17 protein-coding genes and 1 other annotated feature are annotated in these 21,170 nt (G+C 35.1%); of the genes, 10 read left to right on the top strand and 7 right to left on the bottom strand.

Features of this window, described 5'->3' with window-relative positions:
* Positions 1 to 185 precede the first annotated feature (185 nt).
* The gene (locus M1D73_RS14980; RefSeq protein WP_000845558.1) at positions 186 to 497 is read left to right on the top strand and encodes a hypothetical protein; all 312 of its coding nucleotides are present in this window, start codon (positions 186 to 188) and stop codon (positions 495 to 497) included.
* Between the two features lie 40 nt (positions 498 to 537).
* On the opposite strand, the gene M1D73_RS14975 is transcribed toward M1D73_RS14980, so the two are convergent.
* Positions 538 to 753 (bottom strand): helix-turn-helix domain-containing protein, encoded by a 216-nt coding sequence (locus M1D73_RS14975; RefSeq protein WP_000974619.1) that lies wholly within the window; start codon positions 751 to 753, stop codon positions 538 to 540.
* 10 nt (positions 754 to 763) lie between these two features.
* Positions 764 to 1,246, bottom strand: coding sequence for a DUF2975 domain-containing protein (locus M1D73_RS14970; protein WP_086401672.1), 483 nt, complete (start codon positions 1,244 to 1,246; stop codon positions 764 to 766).
* 297 nt (positions 1,247 to 1,543) lie between these two features.
* Here M1D73_RS14970 and M1D73_RS14965 point away from each other — a divergent pair, with 297 nt between their 5' ends.
* From M1D73_RS14965 to desA, 4 genes are all read left to right on the top strand, one after another.
* The gene (locus M1D73_RS14965) at positions 1,544 to 3,217 is read left to right on the top strand and encodes an alkaline phosphatase (RefSeq protein WP_000935912.1); all 1,674 of its coding nucleotides are present in this window, start codon (positions 1,544 to 1,546) and stop codon (positions 3,215 to 3,217) included.
* A gap of 472 nt (positions 3,218 to 3,689) precedes the next feature.
* Complete coding sequence (locus tag M1D73_RS14960; protein ID WP_001028237.1) at positions 3,690 to 4,520, top strand: VanW family protein; 831 nt, start codon at positions 3,690 to 3,692, stop codon at positions 4,518 to 4,520.
* 233 nt (positions 4,521 to 4,753) lie between these two features.
* A complete protein-coding gene (locus tag M1D73_RS14955) occupies positions 4,754 to 7,141 on the top strand; it encodes an immune inhibitor A domain-containing protein (RefSeq protein ID WP_000727440.1) in 2,388 nt (795 codons plus the stop codon).
* 307 nt (positions 7,142 to 7,448) lie between these two features.
* Entirely contained in the window at positions 7,449 to 8,480 is a 1,032-nt protein-coding gene (desA, locus tag M1D73_RS14950; protein WP_000171504.1) for a Delta(5) desaturase DesA, read from the top strand.
* Between the two features lie 253 nt (positions 8,481 to 8,733).
* On the opposite strand, the gene M1D73_RS14945 is transcribed toward desA, so the two are convergent.
* Positions 8,734 to 9,192, bottom strand: a complete 459-nt coding sequence (locus tag M1D73_RS14945; RefSeq protein ID WP_121868306.1) for a VOC family protein — start codon at positions 9,190 to 9,192, stop codon at positions 8,734 to 8,736.
* A gap of 309 nt (positions 9,193 to 9,501) precedes the next feature.
* Positions 9,502 to 10,926: an amino acid permease gene (locus M1D73_RS14940; protein ID WP_000079991.1), complete on the bottom strand. Its 1,425-nt coding sequence runs from the start codon at positions 10,924 to 10,926 to the stop codon at positions 9,502 to 9,504.
* Between the two features lie 267 nt (positions 10,927 to 11,193).
* Between M1D73_RS14940 and M1D73_RS14935 the strand changes: the two genes are divergently transcribed.
* Both M1D73_RS14935 and M1D73_RS14930 read left to right on the top strand, forming a co-directional pair.
* Positions 11,194 to 11,943, top strand: a complete 750-nt coding sequence (locus M1D73_RS14935) for an IclR family transcriptional regulator (protein WP_000250758.1) — start codon at positions 11,194 to 11,196, stop codon at positions 11,941 to 11,943.
* A gap of 74 nt (positions 11,944 to 12,017) precedes the next feature.
* Entirely contained in the window at positions 12,018 to 13,658 is a 1,641-nt protein-coding gene (locus M1D73_RS14930) for a M20/M25/M40 family metallo-hydrolase (RefSeq protein WP_000049572.1), read from the top strand.
* Between the two features lie 178 nt (positions 13,659 to 13,836).
* On the opposite strand, the gene proC is transcribed toward M1D73_RS14930, so the two are convergent.
* Positions 13,837 to 14,655 (bottom strand): pyrroline-5-carboxylate reductase, encoded by an 819-nt coding sequence (proC, locus tag M1D73_RS14925; RefSeq protein ID WP_000360723.1) that lies wholly within the window; start codon positions 14,653 to 14,655, stop codon positions 13,837 to 13,839.
* Between the two features lie 340 nt (positions 14,656 to 14,995).
* Positions 14,996 to 15,206, top strand: a binding site (T-box leader).
* A 139-nt stretch (positions 15,207 to 15,345) separates the two neighbouring features.
* Between proC and proB the strand changes: the two genes are divergently transcribed.
* Positions 15,346 to 16,449 (top strand): glutamate 5-kinase, encoded by a 1,104-nt coding sequence (gene proB / locus M1D73_RS14920; protein WP_086401676.1) that lies wholly within the window; start codon positions 15,346 to 15,348, stop codon positions 16,447 to 16,449.
* Positions 16,450 to 16,465: 16 nt separating this feature from the next.
* On the top strand, positions 16,466 to 17,713 hold the full coding sequence (locus tag M1D73_RS14915; protein ID WP_001006608.1) for a glutamate-5-semialdehyde dehydrogenase: 1,248 nt from the start codon (positions 16,466 to 16,468) through the stop codon (positions 17,711 to 17,713).
* A gap of 49 nt (positions 17,714 to 17,762) precedes the next feature.
* Here M1D73_RS14915 and M1D73_RS14910 read toward each other — a convergent pair whose 3' ends face one another.
* Complete coding sequence (locus M1D73_RS14910) at positions 17,763 to 18,956, bottom strand: NupC/NupG family nucleoside CNT transporter (RefSeq protein ID WP_086401677.1); 1,194 nt, start codon at positions 18,954 to 18,956, stop codon at positions 17,763 to 17,765.
* Positions 18,957 to 19,288: 332 nt separating this feature from the next.
* Entirely contained in the window at positions 19,289 to 19,780 is a 492-nt protein-coding gene (locus M1D73_RS14905) for a DinB family protein (RefSeq protein WP_063220886.1), read from the bottom strand.
* A 303-nt stretch (positions 19,781 to 20,083) separates the two neighbouring features.
* Here M1D73_RS14905 and M1D73_RS14900 point away from each other — a divergent pair, with 303 nt between their 5' ends.
* A complete protein-coding gene (locus tag M1D73_RS14900) occupies positions 20,084 to 21,127 on the top strand; it encodes an ArsR/SmtB family transcription factor (RefSeq protein WP_016124749.1) in 1,044 nt (347 codons plus the stop codon).
* Positions 21,128 to 21,170 lie beyond the last annotated feature (43 nt).

The following is a 21,170-nucleotide window of genomic DNA, read 5'->3' as shown; positions in this document are numbered from 1 at the left end:
TATACCAATTGCCGTGGATTAAAGAATGATTGTATATCTTTAGTAAAGAAATAGTCAGGTTAGTTGTTAGATAGAAATAGACAGATAAAGTGATAGTGTCCGTTTTATCTGCTTTTTATCATAACCAAATTATGGTTATTCATGCTAATATAAACTCATAGCTATATAGAAGGGGTGGGGTTAGTATGAAAACTGAAATAGTTCCTAAAAAGAAGTACAGTATAATAAGCTATGTATCTTTACTCATCGGCATTTTGTGTTTTCTATTCGTTTTTATAACGCCAACAAGGATAGCCAATGCAGGTAATATAGTTGGAGATTATATTACAATTGCCCTGACAGGTGTAGGTATCATACTTTCAATAATCACAATGACGAAAAGAACAGAGAAGAAGGGAATTGCTATTCTTTCATTAATACTGTCCTCATCATTTTTTATATTTTGGATCATAGCAATTATCCTATTGTTTACTGGTCAAATTAGTTTTGCACCGTAATGTGTAATAAAAAGAGTCCTTCTCGTATGAAGGACTCTTTTTACTCGGTATCTTCAGGTTGATATTCTAAAATATCCCCCGGTTGGCATTCTAATGCTTTACATATTGCTTCTAAAGTTGAAAAACGGACTGCTTTTGCTTTTCCATTTTTCAAGATAGAAAGGTTAGCCATTGTAATTCCAACCTTCTCCGAAAGCTCTGTTACACTCATTTTTCTTTTCGCTAACATTACATCAATATTAATAATAATTGCCATATTATTCACCTCAGACCGTTAAATCATTTTCTGATTTTATATCTATAGCATCTTTTAATAGTCTTTGGAGAACGGCAGCAAAGACCGCGATTACCATTGAAGCAAAAATCATAATCATTCCGATAATAATAATGCCAGGGGCGTCATCTCTCTCTGCCACGAGATAGAAAAGTGGCATACCTAATACATATAATACACTAATTCCCAATGCGCTGTACTTAATATTTTTTAAAGCTTGAACAGATAACTCTGAGAATGCGTTATTTTTATCAATATAGTTTAAAAGCTTAAATGTTTGGTACAGTGCGAAGTAATAAGGTATTGCTGTTGCATATAAATTGATAAATACAAGATATTTAATATATGCAATATCTGGATATAATTCTGCAGCGAAAGCTCCTATTTTAGGGACTAAAAAAATGCACATAGCAAGAACGGGGATTCCGATCAGAATCACAACGGTCTTTAAAAAGAGTGTGGATCCTTGTTTCATAAAAAGCACCTCATTTATTTAATATCTTATTAATTTAACACGAAATTTATTGTTTAACAATAAATTTTTATTTCTTTTGATCGAGGATTTATTGTTAAACAAGTAATTAATGAAAAGGATGTTAAATCTTTTTTATAAGATAGATGATACATACCGATATTTAATAAAGGAAAGAAAGGGAAAGTAACTATTGTTAGCTTTATGAGAATTGGGAACTAATAAAACATATGTAGGTTTTGGTATGGAAAAGGAAATAGTGTGTATTTAAATGAATGCAAAGTTTATGGAGGAACAATCATGTTGAATTATGGTGTGAAGATGAAAAAGTTGCTATTAGTGGCAGCTATAATAGTAAGCGTATTAAGTATGGAAAGTATGATGAATTATCATGCGGCCAAAGCTAAGGTGAAAAAAGTAGAACATCAGCCTAAAAATATAATTATGATGGTTATGGACGGAACGAGTTCAACGGCGACAACATTGGCTCGCTGGTATAAAGGGGCACCGCTTACGTTAGATCAAATTGTAACAGGAGGAGTTCGTACGTTTTCGGCGGAATCAGCTATTACAGACTCAGCGCCAGCAGCAACAGCATTAGCAACTGGAAATAAATCGAATTCAGGATATGTAGGCGTACTACCTTCTATTGTAAGTTCGCCTAGCTTAAAGCCAATAAAAGAAGAGGACAAGTTACGGCCGGTCGCAAACGTATTGGAAGGTGCAAAACGTACTGGCCGTGCAACTGGAATTGTTGCTACATCTGAAATTCAGCATGCTACTCCGGCGGGATTCTCGGCTCACCATGTCAATCGCAAGCAATTTGACGTAATTGCGAAGCAGCAAGTATATCAAAATATAGATGTCGTATTAGGCGGGGGAAAAGCGGCGCTGTTACCTATGAAAAGTAATGGAATCCGAAAAGATGGTGAAAATTTAGTAAAGGTGATTCAAAACAAAGGATACGATTTTGTTGAAACGAAAGATGCGTTATTGAACTCCAAATCTAATAAAATTTGGGGCTCTTTCTCACATCATGCTCTTGCGTTTGATACGGATCGTATAGCAACAAACCCAGAACAACCAACACTTTCTCAAATGACAGAAAAAGCAATTCAAACATTATCAAAAGATAAAGATGGTTTCTTTTTATTCATAGAAGGTAGTAAGCCTGATTGGGCAGCCCATGCTAATGATCCAATTGGGATGATTAGTGATATATTGGCATTTGATGAAGCGGTAGCAAAGGCGTTACAATTTGCGAAGAAAGATGGGGATACGATGCTCATCGCTTTAACTGATCATGGTAACAGCGGCATCTCTATAGGGAATAGGAATACGACAAAAGGATACAATACTACACCGGTTTCTGCATACATTGATCCATTGAAAAAGGCGAAAATGACACTTGAAGGAACTATAAATAAACTGAAATCTGATTTATCAAATGTAGAAGATGTAGCTAAACTATACGGTTTGGATAATCTAACTCATGATGAAAAAGAAAAATTAAAAGCGGCAAAAAAGAAAATGGATGTAGGACGAATTCTTACTACATTATTGGCTAATCGTGCAAATATCGGCTTTACGACAGGAGGACATACAGGTGAGGATGTATTCTTACATTCTTATGGACCTCAAAAACCAGAAGGCTTAATCCAAAATACAGACATTGCGAAGACGATGGCGAAAGCGATGGGCTTTAACTTAGAAGAAGTAACGAATAAAATATTTTTAGAGAGTGAACAAGCCTTTAAGAAGATCGGTGCAACTGTAACAGCCAACAAAACCGAAGGAGCAAACCCGTTACTCGTAGTAAAACATAATAAAGTAGAAGCACAATTATTTGGTAACAAAAATATAATTCGTATCAATGGTAAAGGGTATGAATTAAGAAGTATTATTGTAGAGAGTAATGGAAAGTGCTATGTACCAGAAGAAGCAATTCAACTATTTGTAAAGCATTCTCGTTAAAAAATTGCCAACCAGTTAAGCTAACTGGTGGCAATTTTTTGTGTTTATTCTAAATGCAAGTGTTCGAATTGTTTTGTAAAGTTTTCCATATGAGACTGGTATCAATGTTAAAGGGAAAGTATAGTTTTTTCTTACATTAAAAAATTTCGTTTTGTAGAATAAGAAGTTATACATATAGTAAAGTCTAATGGGTTATCAATTAATATTTACGAAAAATATATTAATACTTTAGAATTTCTTTAATGTTCATTATTTTTTATTTAAGGTTATCCGTTATATTTATAATGTGTTTATTTCAATTTATTGTATTGAAGCTCAGTTTTATATAATTATAAAGCAATCATCAAAATAAAATCTCCACTAGAGTAAATTTATTATTTTTTTGCGGAAATTATTATGCAGTTAAGAAAACTGTAATTTATTGAATTAGAAATATATTAGAATTTAGTTGAAGAAAGAGAGAGGGAATAAAATGAATATAGTGCACTTACGTCCTAAACAGCGGTCTAAGTATCGCATTATGCTAGGTAAGTGGTATTACTCTACAAAGAGGCACATTCAGTGGTTAGCAGACGGAAAAACATATGCAAAAAGGTTCCAACAAGAAAAGCTACCTTGTACAGCAATTCAGCACCAAACAATATTACTTCGTAAGCTTAAAGATGTAGATATGTGGTATCAACAGAATAAGGTTGTTAATTTGAAAATTGCTGTTAAAAAACTAAATGGTATCGTCATTAGACCGGGAGAAACATTTTCTTACTGGCGTTTAATAGGTAAGCCAACGAGGAAAAAAGGGTATGTAGAAGGTATGGTATTACACTACGGATCTTTTCAATCAGGTATTGGAGGAGGTCTTTGTCAGCTTTCAAATTTAATATATTGGATGACTCTACATACACCACTGACAGTAACCGAACGATATCGTCATAGCTTTGATGTCTTTCCTGATTCTAGGCGAACTCAACCGTTTGGGAGTGGGGCAACTTGTTCCTATAACTATTTGGATTTACAAATTAAAAATGAAACGGATCAACCGTATCAACTTCACCTTTATATGACAGATGAACATTTAGTTGGTGAATGGAGAACAGTCTATCCGCAACTTTATCAATATGAAGTGTATGAGAAAGAACACTCAATTCAACCTGCATACTGGGGCGGTTATATACGACATAATGTGATTCAACGTAAAGTATATAATCTACAGAAACAGTTAATAGAAGATCAATATGTAACAGAGAATCACGCTATAATGATGTACGAACCACTATTAGCTTGTAATAATGAGAATAGTGAGTAATATGGTAACCCATAGATTAAATAGTATAGAGAATATTTAATTCTTATTTTTACTAAAAAAGTTCACTGTTATTTATAGGTGAGTTTGTTTTTCTATCGTATGTATTTCACCCTTCATAAAAAATATTTCTCAACATTTTATTTGTTGAAAAAGATTGAATATTCGTATTATAACGAATATTATGTTGTTATCGGCAAAAAACGATAATTTGCAGACACTGGGGAGGAAATACATTGAAAAAGAAAAAGAAATTAAAACCATTAGCGGTATTAACAACAGCAGCAGTACTAAGTAGTACGTTTGCTTTTGGAGGTCACGCAGCGCATGCTGAGACACCAACATCATCTCTACCAATAGATGAGCACTTAATACCGGAGGAGCGCTTGGCTGAAGCGCTAAAACAACGGGGGGTAATTGATCAATCTGCATCGCAAGCTGAGACGTCAAAGGCTGTCGAAAAATATGTTGAGAAAAAGAAAGGGGAAAACCCTGGGAAAGAAATTTTAACAGGAGATAGTCTTACGCAAGAAGCTTCTGATTTTATGAAAAAAGTAAAAGATGCAAAAATGAAGGAAAATGAACAGGCGCAGCAGCCTGAAGTAGGCCCAGTAGCTGGACAAGGTGCAGCATTGAACCCTGGGAAATTAAATGGAAAAGTACCTACTACATCAGCGAAGCAAGAAGAATACAATGGAGCTGTTCGAAAAGATAAAGTACTTGTTTTACTTGTAGAATTTAGCGATTTTAAGCATAACAATATTGATCAAGAGCCAGGATACATGTATTCTAAAGACTTTAATCGTGAACATTATCAAAAAATGTTATTTGGTGATGAACCATTTACTTTATTTGATGGATCGAAGATTAACACATTTAAGCAATATTATGAAGAACAATCTGGTGGTAGCTACACAGTTGATGGGACTGTAACAGAATGGCTTACTGTTCCAGGAAAAGCATCAGATTATGGTGCTGATGCGGGTACTGGGCATGATAACAAGGGGCCTTTAGGACCAAAAGATTTTGTGAAAGAAGCATTAAAAGCAGCGGTAGCAAAAGGAATCAATTTAGCAGACTATGACCAATTTGATCAATACGATCAAGATGGTGATGGAAATAAAAATGAGCCAGATGGCATTATTGATCATTTAATGGTTGTACATGCTGGCGTTGGTCAAGAAGCTGGCGGCGGTAAATTGAAAGATGATGCGATTTGGTCACATCGTTCAAAACTAGGTTCAAAACCATATGCAATTGATGGCACGAAATCTTCTGTTTCGAACTGGGGCGGAAAGATGGCTGCATATGATTATACAATCGAGCCTGAAGACGGGGCAGTTGGTGTGTTTGCACATGAGTATGGCCATGATTTAGGCTTACCAGATGAATATGATACAAAGTACTCAGGACAAGGTGAACCTGTTGAGTCATGGTCTATTATGAGTGGTGGTAGCTGGGCTGGAAAAATTGCAGGAACAGAGCCAACGAGTTTCTCACCACAAAATAAAGAATTTTTCCAAAAGAATATGAAGGGGAACTGGGCGAATATCCTTGAAGTAGATTATGACAAACTTAGCAAAGGAATCGGTGTTGCGACATATGTAGATCAAAGTACTACAAAATCTAAACGACCTGGAATCGTTCGTGTTAACTTACCGGACAAAGATATAAAAAATATCGAATCAGCGTTTGGTAAGAAGTTCTATTACAGTACAAAAGGAAATGACATTCATACAACACTTGAGACACCAGTATTTGACTTAACAAATGCAAAGGATGCTAAGTTCGATTATAAGGCATTTTACGAACTTGAAGCGAAGTATGATTTCCTTGACGTATATGCGATTGCAGAAGATGGAACGAAGACACGCATTGATAGAATGGGCGAAAAAGATGTAAAAGGCGGCGCGGATACAACTGATGGTAAGTGGGTTGATAAATCATACGATTTAAGCCAATTCAAAGGAAAAAAAGTAAAACTGCAATTTGAGTACTTAACAGATATTGCAGTAGCTTATAAAGGGTTTGCGTTAGATAATGCAGCATTAACTGTAGATGGAAAAGTTGTTTTCTCTGATGATGCAGAAGGTCAGCCAGCAATGACGTTAAAAGGCTTTACTGTGTCTAACGGATTTGAACAGAAAAAACATAATTACTATGTAGAGTGGAGAAATTACGCTGGTTCTGACACTGCGTTACAACATGCACGTGGTCCAGTATTTAATACAGGAATGGTTGTATGGTATGCGGATCAAAGCTTTACAGATAACTGGGTAGGCGTTCATCCAGGTGAAGGGTTCTTAGGAGTAGTAGATTCTCATCCAGAGGCAATTGTAGGGACATTAAACGGACAACCTACTGTGAAGAGCAGTACGCGTTACCAAATTGCCGATGCGGCATTCTCATTTGATCAAACACCAGCATGGAAAGTAAATTCACCAACTCGCGGTATCTTCGATTATAAAGGATTACCAGGAGTGGCAAAATTTGATGATTCTAAGCAATACATCAACAGCATTATTCCTGATGCAGGACGTAAGTTACCGAAACTAGGACTGAAGTTTGAAGTGGTAGGCCAAGCTGAAGACAAGTCTGCAGGTGCAGTGTGGCTTCATCGATAAAATAAGGTAAAACGAAGAGGAGCTGCGATAAGTCGGTGAAACTGACTTATCGCAGCTTTTTTCTTCTTGTGAAAAAACTTGCTGTTTTTTTATGTACTTATTGGAAAAATTCGAAGTTTCTTTTATAAATAAAATACTCCGCCTGTCCAATTATAGAAGCTATTTTGGGCGTAAGTAATTTGTAAGTAATGAGTAAGAAAAAAGAGATTTTCATAGTATATAATATTTATTATAGCTACTTTTAACACCTGATACTAATAGTGTGCTATAATATGAATTAGCAACAAAAAGGAAAGGAATTAGAACAATGACCTTAGAAAATACTAAAAATTTAAAAAAACAAGTTGCTCCTTTTGAAAAATCAACGATTAAAAAAAGTGTTTGGCAACTGATCAACACAATCGTGCCATTTATTATTTTATGGTACCTTGCTTATAAAAGTTTGTCAGTTTCTTATTGGTTAACATTAGTTCCAGCACTGTTAGCCGCTGGATTTATGACAAGAATTTTCATTATTTTTCATGATTGCACCCATTATTCGTTCTTTAAAAGTCGACGTGCAAATAGAATAGTTGGAACGTGTATGGGTGTTTTAACATTATTCCCATTTGATCAGTGGGGGCATGAACATTCTATTCACCACGCTACGAGTGGTAATTTGGATAAGAGGGGTACAGGGGATATTTGGACGCTTACAGTTGATGAATATGTAGCTGCACCATTTAGACTTCGTTTAGCATATCGCTTATATCGCAATCCATTCGTTATGTTTGGATTAGGTCCGATTTATGTTTTCTTGCTTAAAAATAGATTTAACCGAAAAGGTGCAAGGCAGAAAGAACGTATGAATACTTATTTGACGAATATTATAATTGTTGCTGTAGTAGCTATACTTTGCTGGGCAATTGGGTGGCAATCGTTTCTGTTAGTACATGGTACTATATTCTTAATAGCAGGTTCAGTAGGGATTTGGCTGTTTTACGTACAGCACACATTTGAAGATTCTTATTTTGAAGAGGATAAAGATTGGGAATATGTGAAAGCGGCAGTGGAAGGAAGTTCTTTTTATAAGCTTCCTAAAATTTTGCAATTCTTAACTGGTAATATTGGATTCCATCATGTTCACCATTTAAGCCCAAGGGTACCTAACTATAAACTAGAAGAGGCACACAATAATACGCTTCCGTTAAAAAATGTACCAACGATTACGCTTGCTACAAGCTTACAATCACTACGTTTCCGTCTTTGGGATGAGAAAAGTAACAATTTTGTTAGCTTTAAAGATGTCAAAAATATAATTAAAAATAATGTTTCTGTTCGAGTGAAATCTGAACTATAATTGCATCGTATATAAAACTCCCCTTAATCATTTTCGATTTAAGGGGAGTTTGTGTTTAAAGAGTAGATGCCAGACCAGATAAGAGGAAAATTTACATAATTCAAATTGTAATTGAAGCAGATTAGGAATTGCTCGTACGTAAGTACAAATATAAGATGACAGTAAATGCATTATGTTAACAAATTCATAGTAAAAGGGGGGATCGTACAACATTATATCCAAAAATAAGAAAAGACTTGAACGAAAATTCCATTCATTTTTCTTGGTGTTCCGCATTCCATACACTTAAATAGGGCGCATATTCTAATTCATCTGGATTCTCATGTAACATAGAAATGAATTCTAATTTGTTTCCATCACAATCTAGAAAGTATACACTTGCAGCAGGCATCCACCTTTGGACAATTGGCTCTTGATTTCCTTTTCCTTGACTTCCTATCACTGCTATTCCACGTTCCTCTAGCCACGCTTTAGAAGTCATTAAAAACTCTAAATTTACACCAAAAGCAAAATGTCTCGGCTCAAAGTCTTCAATGTTATGTACTTCCCATAGTCCAAGCATTTGTTGTTTATTTTCTCCGACCCAAAAGAAAGCCACTCTTCTTTTGGAGAGTTTTCTTGCTAACGTTAATCCTAGCTTGTTTTGATAGAAATTTATTGCCTTCTCTAAATTTCTTACATGTAAATGAGTTTCGTATATGTTCTGTATTATTATGATCATTCCTTTCTTTCTTTCTTTCTTTATTGGTAACTACCAATTCAATAGTGAATATAATTCTAAAGTTGAAATATGTATAAGCCTAGTAATGTACATCTATATCCGATATACCTATTTACTATTATATTGAAATTGGAATGTGATAAATCCCACTGAGGTAGTAAGTGTTTAAATGAACACTCTACTACTTTTGTAGGAAAGGGGATATATTCATTAAATTCAGATGAAATCATATTAAAATGATGAAAAAAGACCACACATGAAGTGAAACGCCATGTGTAGTCTTTTATGTATAGTCAAATATTACGAAGTCTCGCTAATTTTAGTTTCACTATGAGTGTTAGTAGAATTTCTTTTCTTAACTTTAAAGTGATAGTAAGTGTAGCAAAAGATGATAAATGGGACAGTGCAATAGATTCCAAGTCGTTGTTCTGGGATAAAAATAAGACTGATTAATATAATGCCATACAATCCAAAACCAAGAATTGGTACGAGTGGATAAAGTGGCGTTTTAAATTTTAAGTCTTCTAATTTTCCGCCGTCTGCTAAATAATGTTTGCGGAAAAAGAATTGAGAAACACAAATTGACATCCAAACAATAATGGTAATGACTCCGGAAATTGAAATGAGCCACAAGTAAACAGTTTCAGCAGCTACTACACTTGTCAAAAGAGAAAAAGCAGAAATAGCTATTGTCATGATTAAAGCGTTGAGAGGAATCCCACGTGATGATAATTTCTTTAAAAATGCTGGAGCCATTTCGTTTTTTGATAAAGACCAAAGCATTCGAGTAGCAGCGTATAGTCCTGAGTTTGCGACAGAAAGAACAGCAGTAAGAATAACAAAGTTCATAATATCAGCTGCATATGGAATACCGATATTATCAAAAACAGCAACGAATGGACTCTTTGTTAATCCAGCTTCTTCCCAAGGAATTAAAGCAACAAGAACAAAGATTGCTAAGACGAAGAAAAACATTGTGCGCCATATAATATTTCTAATAGAACGAGGTAAAGTTTTTGCTGGATCTTCACTTTCACCTGCTGCGATTCCGACAAGCTCTGTACCTTGGAAGGAATAATTGACTGTAACCATTGTTAATAGAATAGCTGCAAGTCCATTCGGAAATAAACCACCATGATTTACGAAATTTGAAAGAAGTGGAGCTGGTTCATCGCCTTTTAAATCAATAAAACCGAACATAGCGGCGCCACCAAGAATTATAAAAGCTATAATGGCAGATACTTTTATACTTGAAAACCAAAATTCTGTTTCTGCATAACTACGAGCAGATAATGCGTTAATAGTGAAGATGGTAACGCCAAATATTAAACACCAAACCCAAACAGGAATATCAGGAAACCAGCGCTGCATTGTAATACCGGCAGTTGTAAATTCAAGACCGGTCGTATTCGCCCAGCTTAACCAATACAACCATCCGATTGTAAAGCCAGTTGCAGGATTGATGAATTTAGTAGCATATTCCTGAAAGGAACCTGAAACAGGCATGGCTACAGCAAGTTCACCAAGACATAGCATAACGAAATACATTAATAATCCACCAGCAATAAAGGCAAGTACGGATCCACCAGGTCCAGCCTGACTTATAATAAAGCCAGATCCGTTAAATAACCCGGTTCCAATCACACCACCGAGTGCAATCATGAATAAGTGTCTACTTTTCATCGTACGTTTTAATTCATTGTTTGTATTGCTTACTTGCGCCATTGTTTTCCTCACTTTCGTAGTTGATAGAATAACGTTTGATGTTTTTCCGTATTATGGAATGTATTCCGTGATGTGAAATCTTGTTATAATTTTCAGATAATTAAAAAGAAAAGTCAATATTTTTTTGTTTGCGTTTTCAATTCGTTGTTAGTGATATGTTTTTATTGTTAGAAAATTAAATAAATATATTGATTTCATTTCGAATGTTTGCTAAATTGATAGTTAATTAAGCGTACTAACATATTACGAGTAAAGTTGAGGCGAGTTATGGTACAGTCCATTGATCGAGCGATAAGTATTATTAAATTATTGAATTCTACAAATGAAAAAGAGTATTGGGCTATTTCTGATATAGCTGATGGAACACATCTCCCGGTTAGTACAGTACATAGATTACTTAACTCTCTAATGGAGCATGGGTTAGTTACACAAATTACAGAGACAAAACAGTACAAAATTGGACCAATGTGGATGGAAATAGGGTTGCGTCAATTGGAGAAGGTAGACTATAGATCTGTTGCAAGAGAAGTGATGAAACGTTTGGCTTCTGAAGTGGAAGAAAGTGTCTATTTGAATATTCCAAACGGAACACATTCTATTATCATTGAAAGAATTGATAGTCCTTTAAAAATTCGAGTTATCGATAATCTAGGAGAACAAATTCCACTTTCAATTGGTGCTGCAAATAAAACGATGCTTGCCAATATGAAAACGAATGAAATGGAACATATTGTAGAGTATTTACTTCCTTCATTACCAGAACAAAAGCAAATTCTTCTTAATCAAATAAAGCAAATAAAAAATGAAGGATATGCTGTCAGTTATGGTGAAAAAACAGAAGGGACAGCTTCAGTAGCTGCACCTATTATCGGATTTAATCATAAAGTAGTAGGAGCATTAAGTGTTGGGTTAATTAGTCATCGTATTAATGATGATCGACTATCTTTTCTTATTAGCAAGGTAAAACAAGCGGCTCATGAAATATCAATAAAAATCGGCAGTACATCAGAACTATAATTTTGATAGCTGTCGTCATTTTTTATTCATATACTGGAATTAGTTTTCATAATGCGGAAAATAGGGGGATTTATATGTCAAAGTGGCAATCAAAAGAACAATTGGTTCAATTATTAAGCAGTCTTGTTGAAATTCCTAGTATTACCGGTTCAGAAGCTGAAGTAATATTGCCAGACTTTGTTGTGGAACAATTATCTGACTTACAGTATTTCAAACAAAACCCGCACCATTTGCAAAAAAATCCGACAGGGGACGGACGATATTTTGTTACAGCACTAGTAAAGAAAAGCGATAGTACAAAAAATACTGTAATTCTAGTAAGTCACTTTGATGTTGTAGATGTACAAGATTACGGAATGTGGAAAGAAGATGCATTTAATCCTAAAAAGTTAACATCTATGTTTTATTCTCATAAAGATGAACTTCCAGACCATGTACGTGAAGATATAGAACATGGAGAATGGCTGTTTGGTAGAGGAACAATGGATATGAAATGCGGCCTCGCATTACAAATGGCAATGATTGAGCAAGCTTGCGAAGAAAGATTTGATGGGAATGTTCTTTTATTGGCTGTACCAGATGAAGAAGTAAACTCTGTAGGGATGAGAGCTGCTGTTCCAAGATTACTAGAGTTAGCAAGAGAACATGATTTAGAGTATAAAACGGTACTAAACTCAGAGCCTATGTTTTCAAGACATCCTGGTGACCAAAATAAGTATATTTACACTGGCTCTATTGGTAAAGTGTTACCTGGTTTTCTTTGCTACGGAAAAGAGACACATGTAGGTGAACCTTTTGCAGGGTTAAATGGGAGTTATATGGCTTCATTAATAACAGCAGAATTAGAGTTAAACACAGACCTTTGTGATATTGTAGAAGGGGAAGCGAGTCCTCCGCCAACTAACTTACTTCAAAGGGACTTAAAAGAGGATTATTCTGTACAAATTCCGCATCGTGCAGTTACATTATTTAATTTGTTTTTATTAGAAAAATCAATGACAGATGTAGTTTCATTGTTACGTCAAAAAGTAACGAAAGTAGCAGAGAAAATAGAAGAGTCGTATGAAAAACATGCATATCGTTTTTCTAAATATAATCCATTTATACCACCTAATCTCAAAGTAAATGTATTAACTTATGAAGAGCTTATCACATATGCAATTGAGCAACATGGACGAGGAAAAATAAATCATATTCAATCTAATATTATAAAAAATAGAGGAGATAAAGATGATCGTGCGGTAACCATTGATTTAGTAGATAAATTAGCGATTTTATGTAAAGAAAAGGCACCGATGATTGTACTTTTCTTCGCTCCGCCGTACTATCCAGCTGTGAGTTCACGCAACAATCCTTTAATAAAAGAGGTAGTTGTAGAAATGGAAAAGTATGCACACTACAATCATAAAATTACATTTGAAAACCAAAATTATTTTGGGGGGATTTCAGATTTAAGTTATGTAGGCTTGCAGTATCCACTGGATTCAATGAGTTCGCTTGTAGACAATATGCCATTATGGGATAAAGGTTATTCAATTCCGCTTCAGGAATTAGAAGAGTTTGATGTTCCAGTATTAAATATGGGGCCGGTAGGAAAAGATGCACATCAATGGACAGAACGTCTAGATGTAAACTACGCATTTGAAACGCTATTAGATATGTTACCGAAGTGCATTGAAAAATTATTAGTTTCTAATAAAATTACACAATCATAGTAGGGAATAGGTAAGGGATAAAACAGAACCTGTAAAGAAGATTTGAATAAAATTATTTTAATATAATTAAAACTGAAACGGCCAAACTCAATTATATATGAGTTTGGCCGTTTATCATGTAGTGAATTTCTAATTAAATTCATATGAATTCATAGCTAACGCGATCTCTTTTACAGTTTTACTTTTTAGTTTGACCAGATAGTTCAACAGACTTTTGCGTACAACGCTGCATAGCTGAAATAATCGCTGTTCTCAGTCCTTTTTCCTCCAATGTTGCTACAGCTTCTATTGTCGTTCCGCCAGGAGAACAAACCATATCTTTCAATTCACCTGGATGTATTCCTGTTTCTAGTACCATTTTTGCAGAGCCTAACACAGCTTGAGCAGCGAATTTATATGCTTGATTTCTTGGCATACCATCTAGTACAGCAGCATCTGCCATCGCTTCTATAATCATATATACATAAGCTGGTGAAGAACCACTTACAGATGTTACAACATCCATTAATTTTTCACTTACGATCTCTGTTTGACCAAAACTATTGAAAATGTTTAGTACATCTTCTAAATCTTTTTCTGTCACCATTTCATTCGGGCATAATGCAGACATTCCTTCTCCAACAAGAGCAGGAGTATTAGGCATTACCCTTACAACCTTTACTTTTTTATTAAAGGCATTTTCAGTACTTTCAATACTTTTCCCAGCAGCGATCGTAACGATGATAGCATCGTTTTTGATTATTTCTTTTATTTCATTAATTATTGACGCGTATAGGTCTGGTTTGATTGATAAAATTAAAATATCAGCATTTTTAGCTACTTCATTGTTGTCGGTAGTTGTAGTTAGCCCATATTTTTCACTAGCATTTTTTAAATTAGCAGTGTTTAAATCTGAACAAATAATTTGATTTGAAGACACTATATTTTTGTTTATCATTCCGCCAATCATAGCCATTCCCATATTTCCGCAACCGATGAATCCAATTTGTTTATCCATAATAACTCAATCTTGCTCCTTTTATAATCAATTATATCTGTTTGATATTATTTTCTTAGAATAAGAATAACATCCCTGTGCAATATAAAGAAACATTCTAAGAGAATATATTCCTTTTTGCAACACTAAAAGATAAAAATTAATTATATTCGACATTATGTAAATATATACACTATAATGTAAGGTTTTATGTTTATGAATATGAGTTAAACTTATATCATTTTGTATTTTCATTCAGTAGGGCGATAATTTCATACAAATAACTTGCGGCTCTATTTATTTTTAAAAATACCTCTTGACACCGAATCGAACTATATCGCATAATATAAAAAAATTAGATTGAAAATCGTTGAAGGGAACTAGTACATATGTCTTCTTGCGAAAGAGAGTGGAATTCACCGGCTGAAAGATTCCTCGTATAGAATATATCGAACCTATCCCTGAGTCTTAAATGAAAGTTTAGGCGTTCGCCTGCGTTATAGGCACCAAGTGGATATCTATGTATATCAATTAAGGTGGTACCGCGGAACAATGACCGTTTCGTCCTTTTTATTTTATTAAGGGCGAAGCGGTCATTTTTATTTTGCTCTTAAATACCTCATTGCAGCATTGATGAGAATAGATATAGTTACAAAGTGAATGAAGTGTAATTTATAAAAAACTTTGATTTTAGACTTGGGGGATAAAAAAGTGAAAAAACAACGAGTTGTTGTAAAGATTGGGAGTAGTTCCTTGGCAGATAGTCACGGAGGCATCTCTACAGAACAGCTTTCAGATCACGTTGCCGCATTGGCTCGGTTGAAAGAAGATGGGCACGAGGTTGTGTTAATTACATCTGGAGCCGTCGCTGCAGGTTTTTCAGCGCTAGGATATCCTAGCAGACCTGTAACGATTAAAGGGAAACAGGCTGCAGCAGCTGTCGGACAAAGTTTGTTAATGCAGGCGTACACGGAGGAATTCCGTAAATATGGCATCGTTACTGCGCAACTTTTGCTGACGAGGAGTGATTTTTCTAGAAAAGAACAATATAGTAATGCTTACGCTACGTTAGGAGAATTATTAAACCGCTCCGCTCTTCCAATTATTAATGAAAATGATTCCATCTCTTTAGAGGAGCTGACGTTCGGTGATAATGATATGCTGTCAGCTTTAGTAAGCGGGCTTGTTTCGGCGGATATGCTTATGATCTTTACGGATGTGAACGGGTTATATGACAAAAATCCTCAGAAAAATCCGGATGCAAAAAAATATTATTTTCTTCCTGAAGTTACGGAAGAAATTTCTTCTCTTGCAGGAGATGCTGGCTCAAAACTTGGGACTGGCGGTATGAAATCAAAAATCGACGCTGCAAAGACAGCGCTCTCTCTTGGTGTGAGTGTATTTATCGGAACAGGACGTGGACAGGAAAAGTTTGTAGATGTTTTGAAGGGTAAGGGTGATGGAACGTATGTTGGTAATGCTCCTCAAAAAGAAATGAAGATGAACAAGCAATGGATTGCCTTACATTCGCTTGTTAGCGGACAAATTGAAGTAGATGCTGGGGCAGCTACTGCCATCATTCAGCATGGTAAGAGTTTACTTCCAGCTGGTGTTACGAATGTATCAGGATTTTTCCAAGTGGGTGAAGTTGTAGAGGTTGTAACGCAACAAGGGCGCGTAATAGGAAAAGGACAATGCACATATAGTGCAGAGGAACTAAGAGATGTAAAAGGTATGCAAAGCCAAGATATTCAAGTAAGAGGCGAGAGACATAGTTATGAAGTCATCCATAGGGATCATTGGGTTTCACTTTAAAAAGGAGGAAATAAAAATGAATGAAGTGTTGGCAAAGGGGATAAAAGCAAAAGAGGTTGCTAGAGAGCTTGTGCTTAAATCTACAGAGCAAAAAAACGAAGCACTTTCCGCAATAGCTGATCAGTTAATATTAGAAACAGCTTATATTTTAGAAGAAAACAAGAGGGATATTGAAGAAGGTAAGGCAAAAGGATTTTCTGATTCACTCCTTGATCGTCTTCTGCTAACTGAAAATCGTATTATTGATATGACAGAGGGGATTAAGCAGCTAATTGAATTACGTGATCCTGTAGGAGAATGTGTAAGTGCATGGGAAAGGCCAAATGGACTATCTATTCAGGAGATGCGCGTACCACTTGGTGTTATAGGCATGATTTATGAGGCAAGACCGAATGTAACAGTGGATGCAGCTACAATTTGTTTGAAGACAGGAAACGCAGTCATATTACGTGGTAGTTCTTCTGCTATTCATTCTAATAAGGCCATCGTTGCCGTTATTCACAGAGCGCTCAAACTAACAAGCTTACCTCAAGAAAGTGTACAGCTTATAGAAGATACAACGCGAAATAGCGCGAAGCAGTTGTTTACAATGAAGGATTATCTAGACGTTCTTATTCCAAGAGGTGGCAAACAATTAATCGATACTGTTGTGAGAGAAGCGTCTGTTCCAGTACTTGAAACAGGTGCGGGAAATTGTCATATATTCATTGATGAAACAGCAGATAAACAAATGGCGTTTAATATTATTATAAATGCAAAAACACAGCGTCCATCTGTATGTAATGCAATTGAGACGATTGTACTTCATGAGAATTGGGCAGAGCAATATGGTAGCGAGTTGTTTTCTTCCTTGAAGGAAAGAGGAGTGGAGCTACGTGGTGATAATAAAGCAGTGGCGATTGATTCTTCTATCTTACTTGCGACAGAAGAAGACTGGGAAACTGAGTTTTTATCTCTCACACTAGCAGTGAAAGTGGTTTCCACTGTTGAAGATGCGATTCATCATATAAATACGTATGGATCTATGCATTCTGAAGCAATTATTACTGAAAACGAGGAAAACGTCAGCAAGTTTTTTACTTCTGTAGATGCCGCGGCACTTTATCATAATGCATCGACTCGTTTTACAGATGGATCCGAATTTGGATTCGGAGCGGAAATTGGTATCAGTACACAAAAGTTACACGTAAGAGGACCAATGGGGCTTCCAGCATTAACTTCTACAAAATATGTGATTCGTGGAAATGGGCAAATTCGAAAATAATAATAAAAGACACTCAATTGGCTTGGGTGTCTTTTATTATAAAAATTAATTACCATACAAATAGCCCAACGAGCATAGCACTTAATAAAGAAACAGCCATCCCGCTAACAAGAAGCTTCCAAACATTTTTACCGATGACTGATGATTTTTCTCCGCCAAATAATGAATTGTAAGTTCCGTAAATCATACCTACTGTACTAAAGTTAGCAAAAGAAGCTAGAAATGTCGTTGCAACCGCAACCGTATGCGGTTGTAGTGATTTTAAGTTTGATTTTAAATCCATCATTGCAACAAATTCATTCGTCGTTATTTTGATCCCCATTAATTCAGCTACATACATAGCATCACTGCCTGATAAACCGAGTAAAAATGCAAAAGGACTAAAGATAATGGAGAAGATTTTTTGAATTGTTAACCCTGTTAAAAAAAATCCTAAAATCCCATTTAAACATGCTGTTAAAGCTACATAACCAATTACCATAGCTAAAATAACGATAACCATATTCATCCCAACTAACATACTGTTTGAAATAGTAGAAAAGAAATCCTTTTTTTCATGTTTTGAAGGTGTGTAAACAACGTCTTCTTCTTTCGAAACTTCCACAGGATTTAATACATTGGCTAAAATTAATGCGTTAATACAGTTTAATGGGATTGCGCTGAAAATATATGTTGCTGGAACCATTGATAAATAAGCACCAAGAATGGATCCGCTAACGCTACTCATACTCATAATTCCAAAAGTTAATAATCGATTTTCTTTTAAAACAGATAATTGATCACGAACAACCGCAAGTGCTTCGGTGTTTCCTAAAAACATCATTTGAATCGAAAAGAAACTTTCTAACTTTGGTAAACGAGAAATCTTTGAAATAACTGCACCTACTTTATCAATAATCCAAGTTAAGATTCCGAAATAAGAAAGAATATCGAAAAAAGTAATAACAAAAATGATAGGAAGTAACGCACTAAAGAAGAAATCAATGTGCTGACTTTCCATAGCTGAAGGAAATGCAAATCGAATACCTTCATTCGCACATGCTAGTAGCCAACTGAAAAATGACGCAATTTTATTAATGATAATACTGCCGAGCTTTGTGCCTAACATAAACCACGTAATAAAAAGCTCCAATAGGATGAGAATTACAATTGGTCTCCATTTTATATGTTTTTTATTAGGCGAACATAAGAAAATGATTAATATGACAACGAAAATCCCTAACATATTCAATATGAAATACATGTCAACAACTCCTTGAGAGTTATTATTTGTATATAAAAAAGCATCTATTCTTCCAAATTTGGATTATGATTAGAAGTTATGAAGCATGTAAGTTATGTTAGGAATCAATGTATTTTAATTTGCTTTATTTTGAGAAATCGCAGTAATTATCGAACAATTAGCTGTTTTCAATTGTTTTGTTGGATATTAAACGTATGCGATTTTAAACATCGTTTATTTCGGATTAACGGACAGTAAGATTTTTACCTCAAAATTCAAGGAAAGCAAAGAAGTGAGGTGGGGATGGGCTGCCCGCAAAATCCCGATTGGTAAGAGCTGATTAAAATTTCACTTTATAAATAAGAACGGTGAGTTGGCCATGAACCTTGAAGTTTCCGAAGCTGTATAATTTGTCCTGTATGATAAGCATCATGCAAAAGGATATTCATATATTGTTGCCAAACTGGTAGAGAAGGACTTAGTTGATCTAGTTCTGCTTCTTGAAGGGCGGTTAATGAAGATTGTAAGGCATCATGTACTTGAAGCGTTCGCTTTACGGTTTGCTGCCAAGCGGCATCATCATTAGGTCCACCTTGGATAAACGTCTCATCATTATTTTGTGGAGCAACAAATGTGTCGTCTTCATGTAAGCGGGAAAGTAGGCGTTTTTTAAAGATTAATAAATGGTTCACATTTTCCCAAATCGTATTACTGGCAGCACCTTCTGGTTGCCAACATGCTTGTTCAACCGTAAGATTCTTTACCGCTTCTGATATTGGTGGGTACCATTCTTCTTCGTAAAAAACTTGTTGGACTCCATTTTGCAACATTTCTTTTCTTCCCATTCGTATAGCCTCCTGTTCATTTTTCTTAATAAAACCAATTCTCTTTTCTCTTCAATAAACCTTTTCTATAGTTGCACAAGAGGGTGAAAGACAACTTATAACAGAGCCATTAAAAAACTTCTTTTTAATATGATACTTAATAATCAAGGCTTTAATTGAGTCAGAATGAAAAAGAGTATAAACCTTTCTCTATTTGCTCATGGATTAGAGTTTTTTTGAAGTCGCAAAATAATTCTAAAAATATAGAAGGTTAAATTCGATAAAAATAGAATTTGATATATAGCAAACAAGGAGGGGATAAAAATGGAGGTCTATCACATAACGAGTAGAAAGAGGGAAACTTATAACGTTCAAGTGAAATATTCGATACTTTTCGAATGTGCGCTTGGCATTGCAGCAATTACTCATAAGAGGTTAATTGATACACTTGAAAAGAGTCAAAATGAATGGGAAGAAATTAAGAAATCATTAACAGAAGAAATGAGAGAGCACTTACAATTTGTCGAAGAAAATAATACGTGGAAAGCATTGCTTCAATTGTTGTATGAAGAAGACATACAGGATGTATCACAGTTTCATGTTAAAATCGATTCACTTTCAGAAGAAGATTTGAAGTATATATGTTTACCGTTTTTAGGGGAGAAATATGAGAAAAAAAGACGTTTAGCCGCAAGTAGAGATGGAACTGCAATACATGAACTAAAGGAATTAACACATGATCATCAGTTTTTCTCTACGTACATTCGCTTTATATGTGATGTAGATGTACAAGTGCTGAAATCTCATTTAATTGCTGTAATGACAGGTTGGTATGAGAGTGTAATTAAGAGTGAGGAAGAAGAAATACTTTCTATATTAAAACGAGATTATGAAGCAAAAAATGAAATGAATAAAAAGATGAAGCCGGAAGAGTTTGTCGAGTGGGCGACTGGTGGCGTAAACTATATGCCAGAGCCAAGTGTTCATCACGTACTTCTTATTCCGCAAATGACGTACAGACCGTGGAATATTGAAGCAGATATTGATGATACGAAAGTATTTCATTATCCAGTTGCGAATGAAAGCATTCATCCTGAAGATCCGTATGAACCGAATTATTTTTTAGTTCAAAAACATAAGGCTCTTGGGGATGAGGCGAGATTGCGAATTGTAAAAATGTTGTTTGAAAAAGAACGTACATTACAGGAAATAACGGAAAGATTGCAGCTTGGTAAATCGACAGTACACCATCATTTGAAATTGTTACGTGCAGCGAAGTTAGTTGATATACATGATGGAAAGTATGTATTAAGGAAGAAAGCAGTGCAGTCGTTAGCGAAAGAATTAGATATGTTTTTGAATAGATAATTAACAACGAGAATGTACATAAAGGGAGGAATATAAAAGAAAA

This window comes from Bacillus sp. PK3-067 (genome assembly GCF_056738645.1).
The sequence above is the reverse complement of the archived record's forward strand: the minus strand, read 5'-3'. Positions and strand labels throughout refer to the sequence as shown.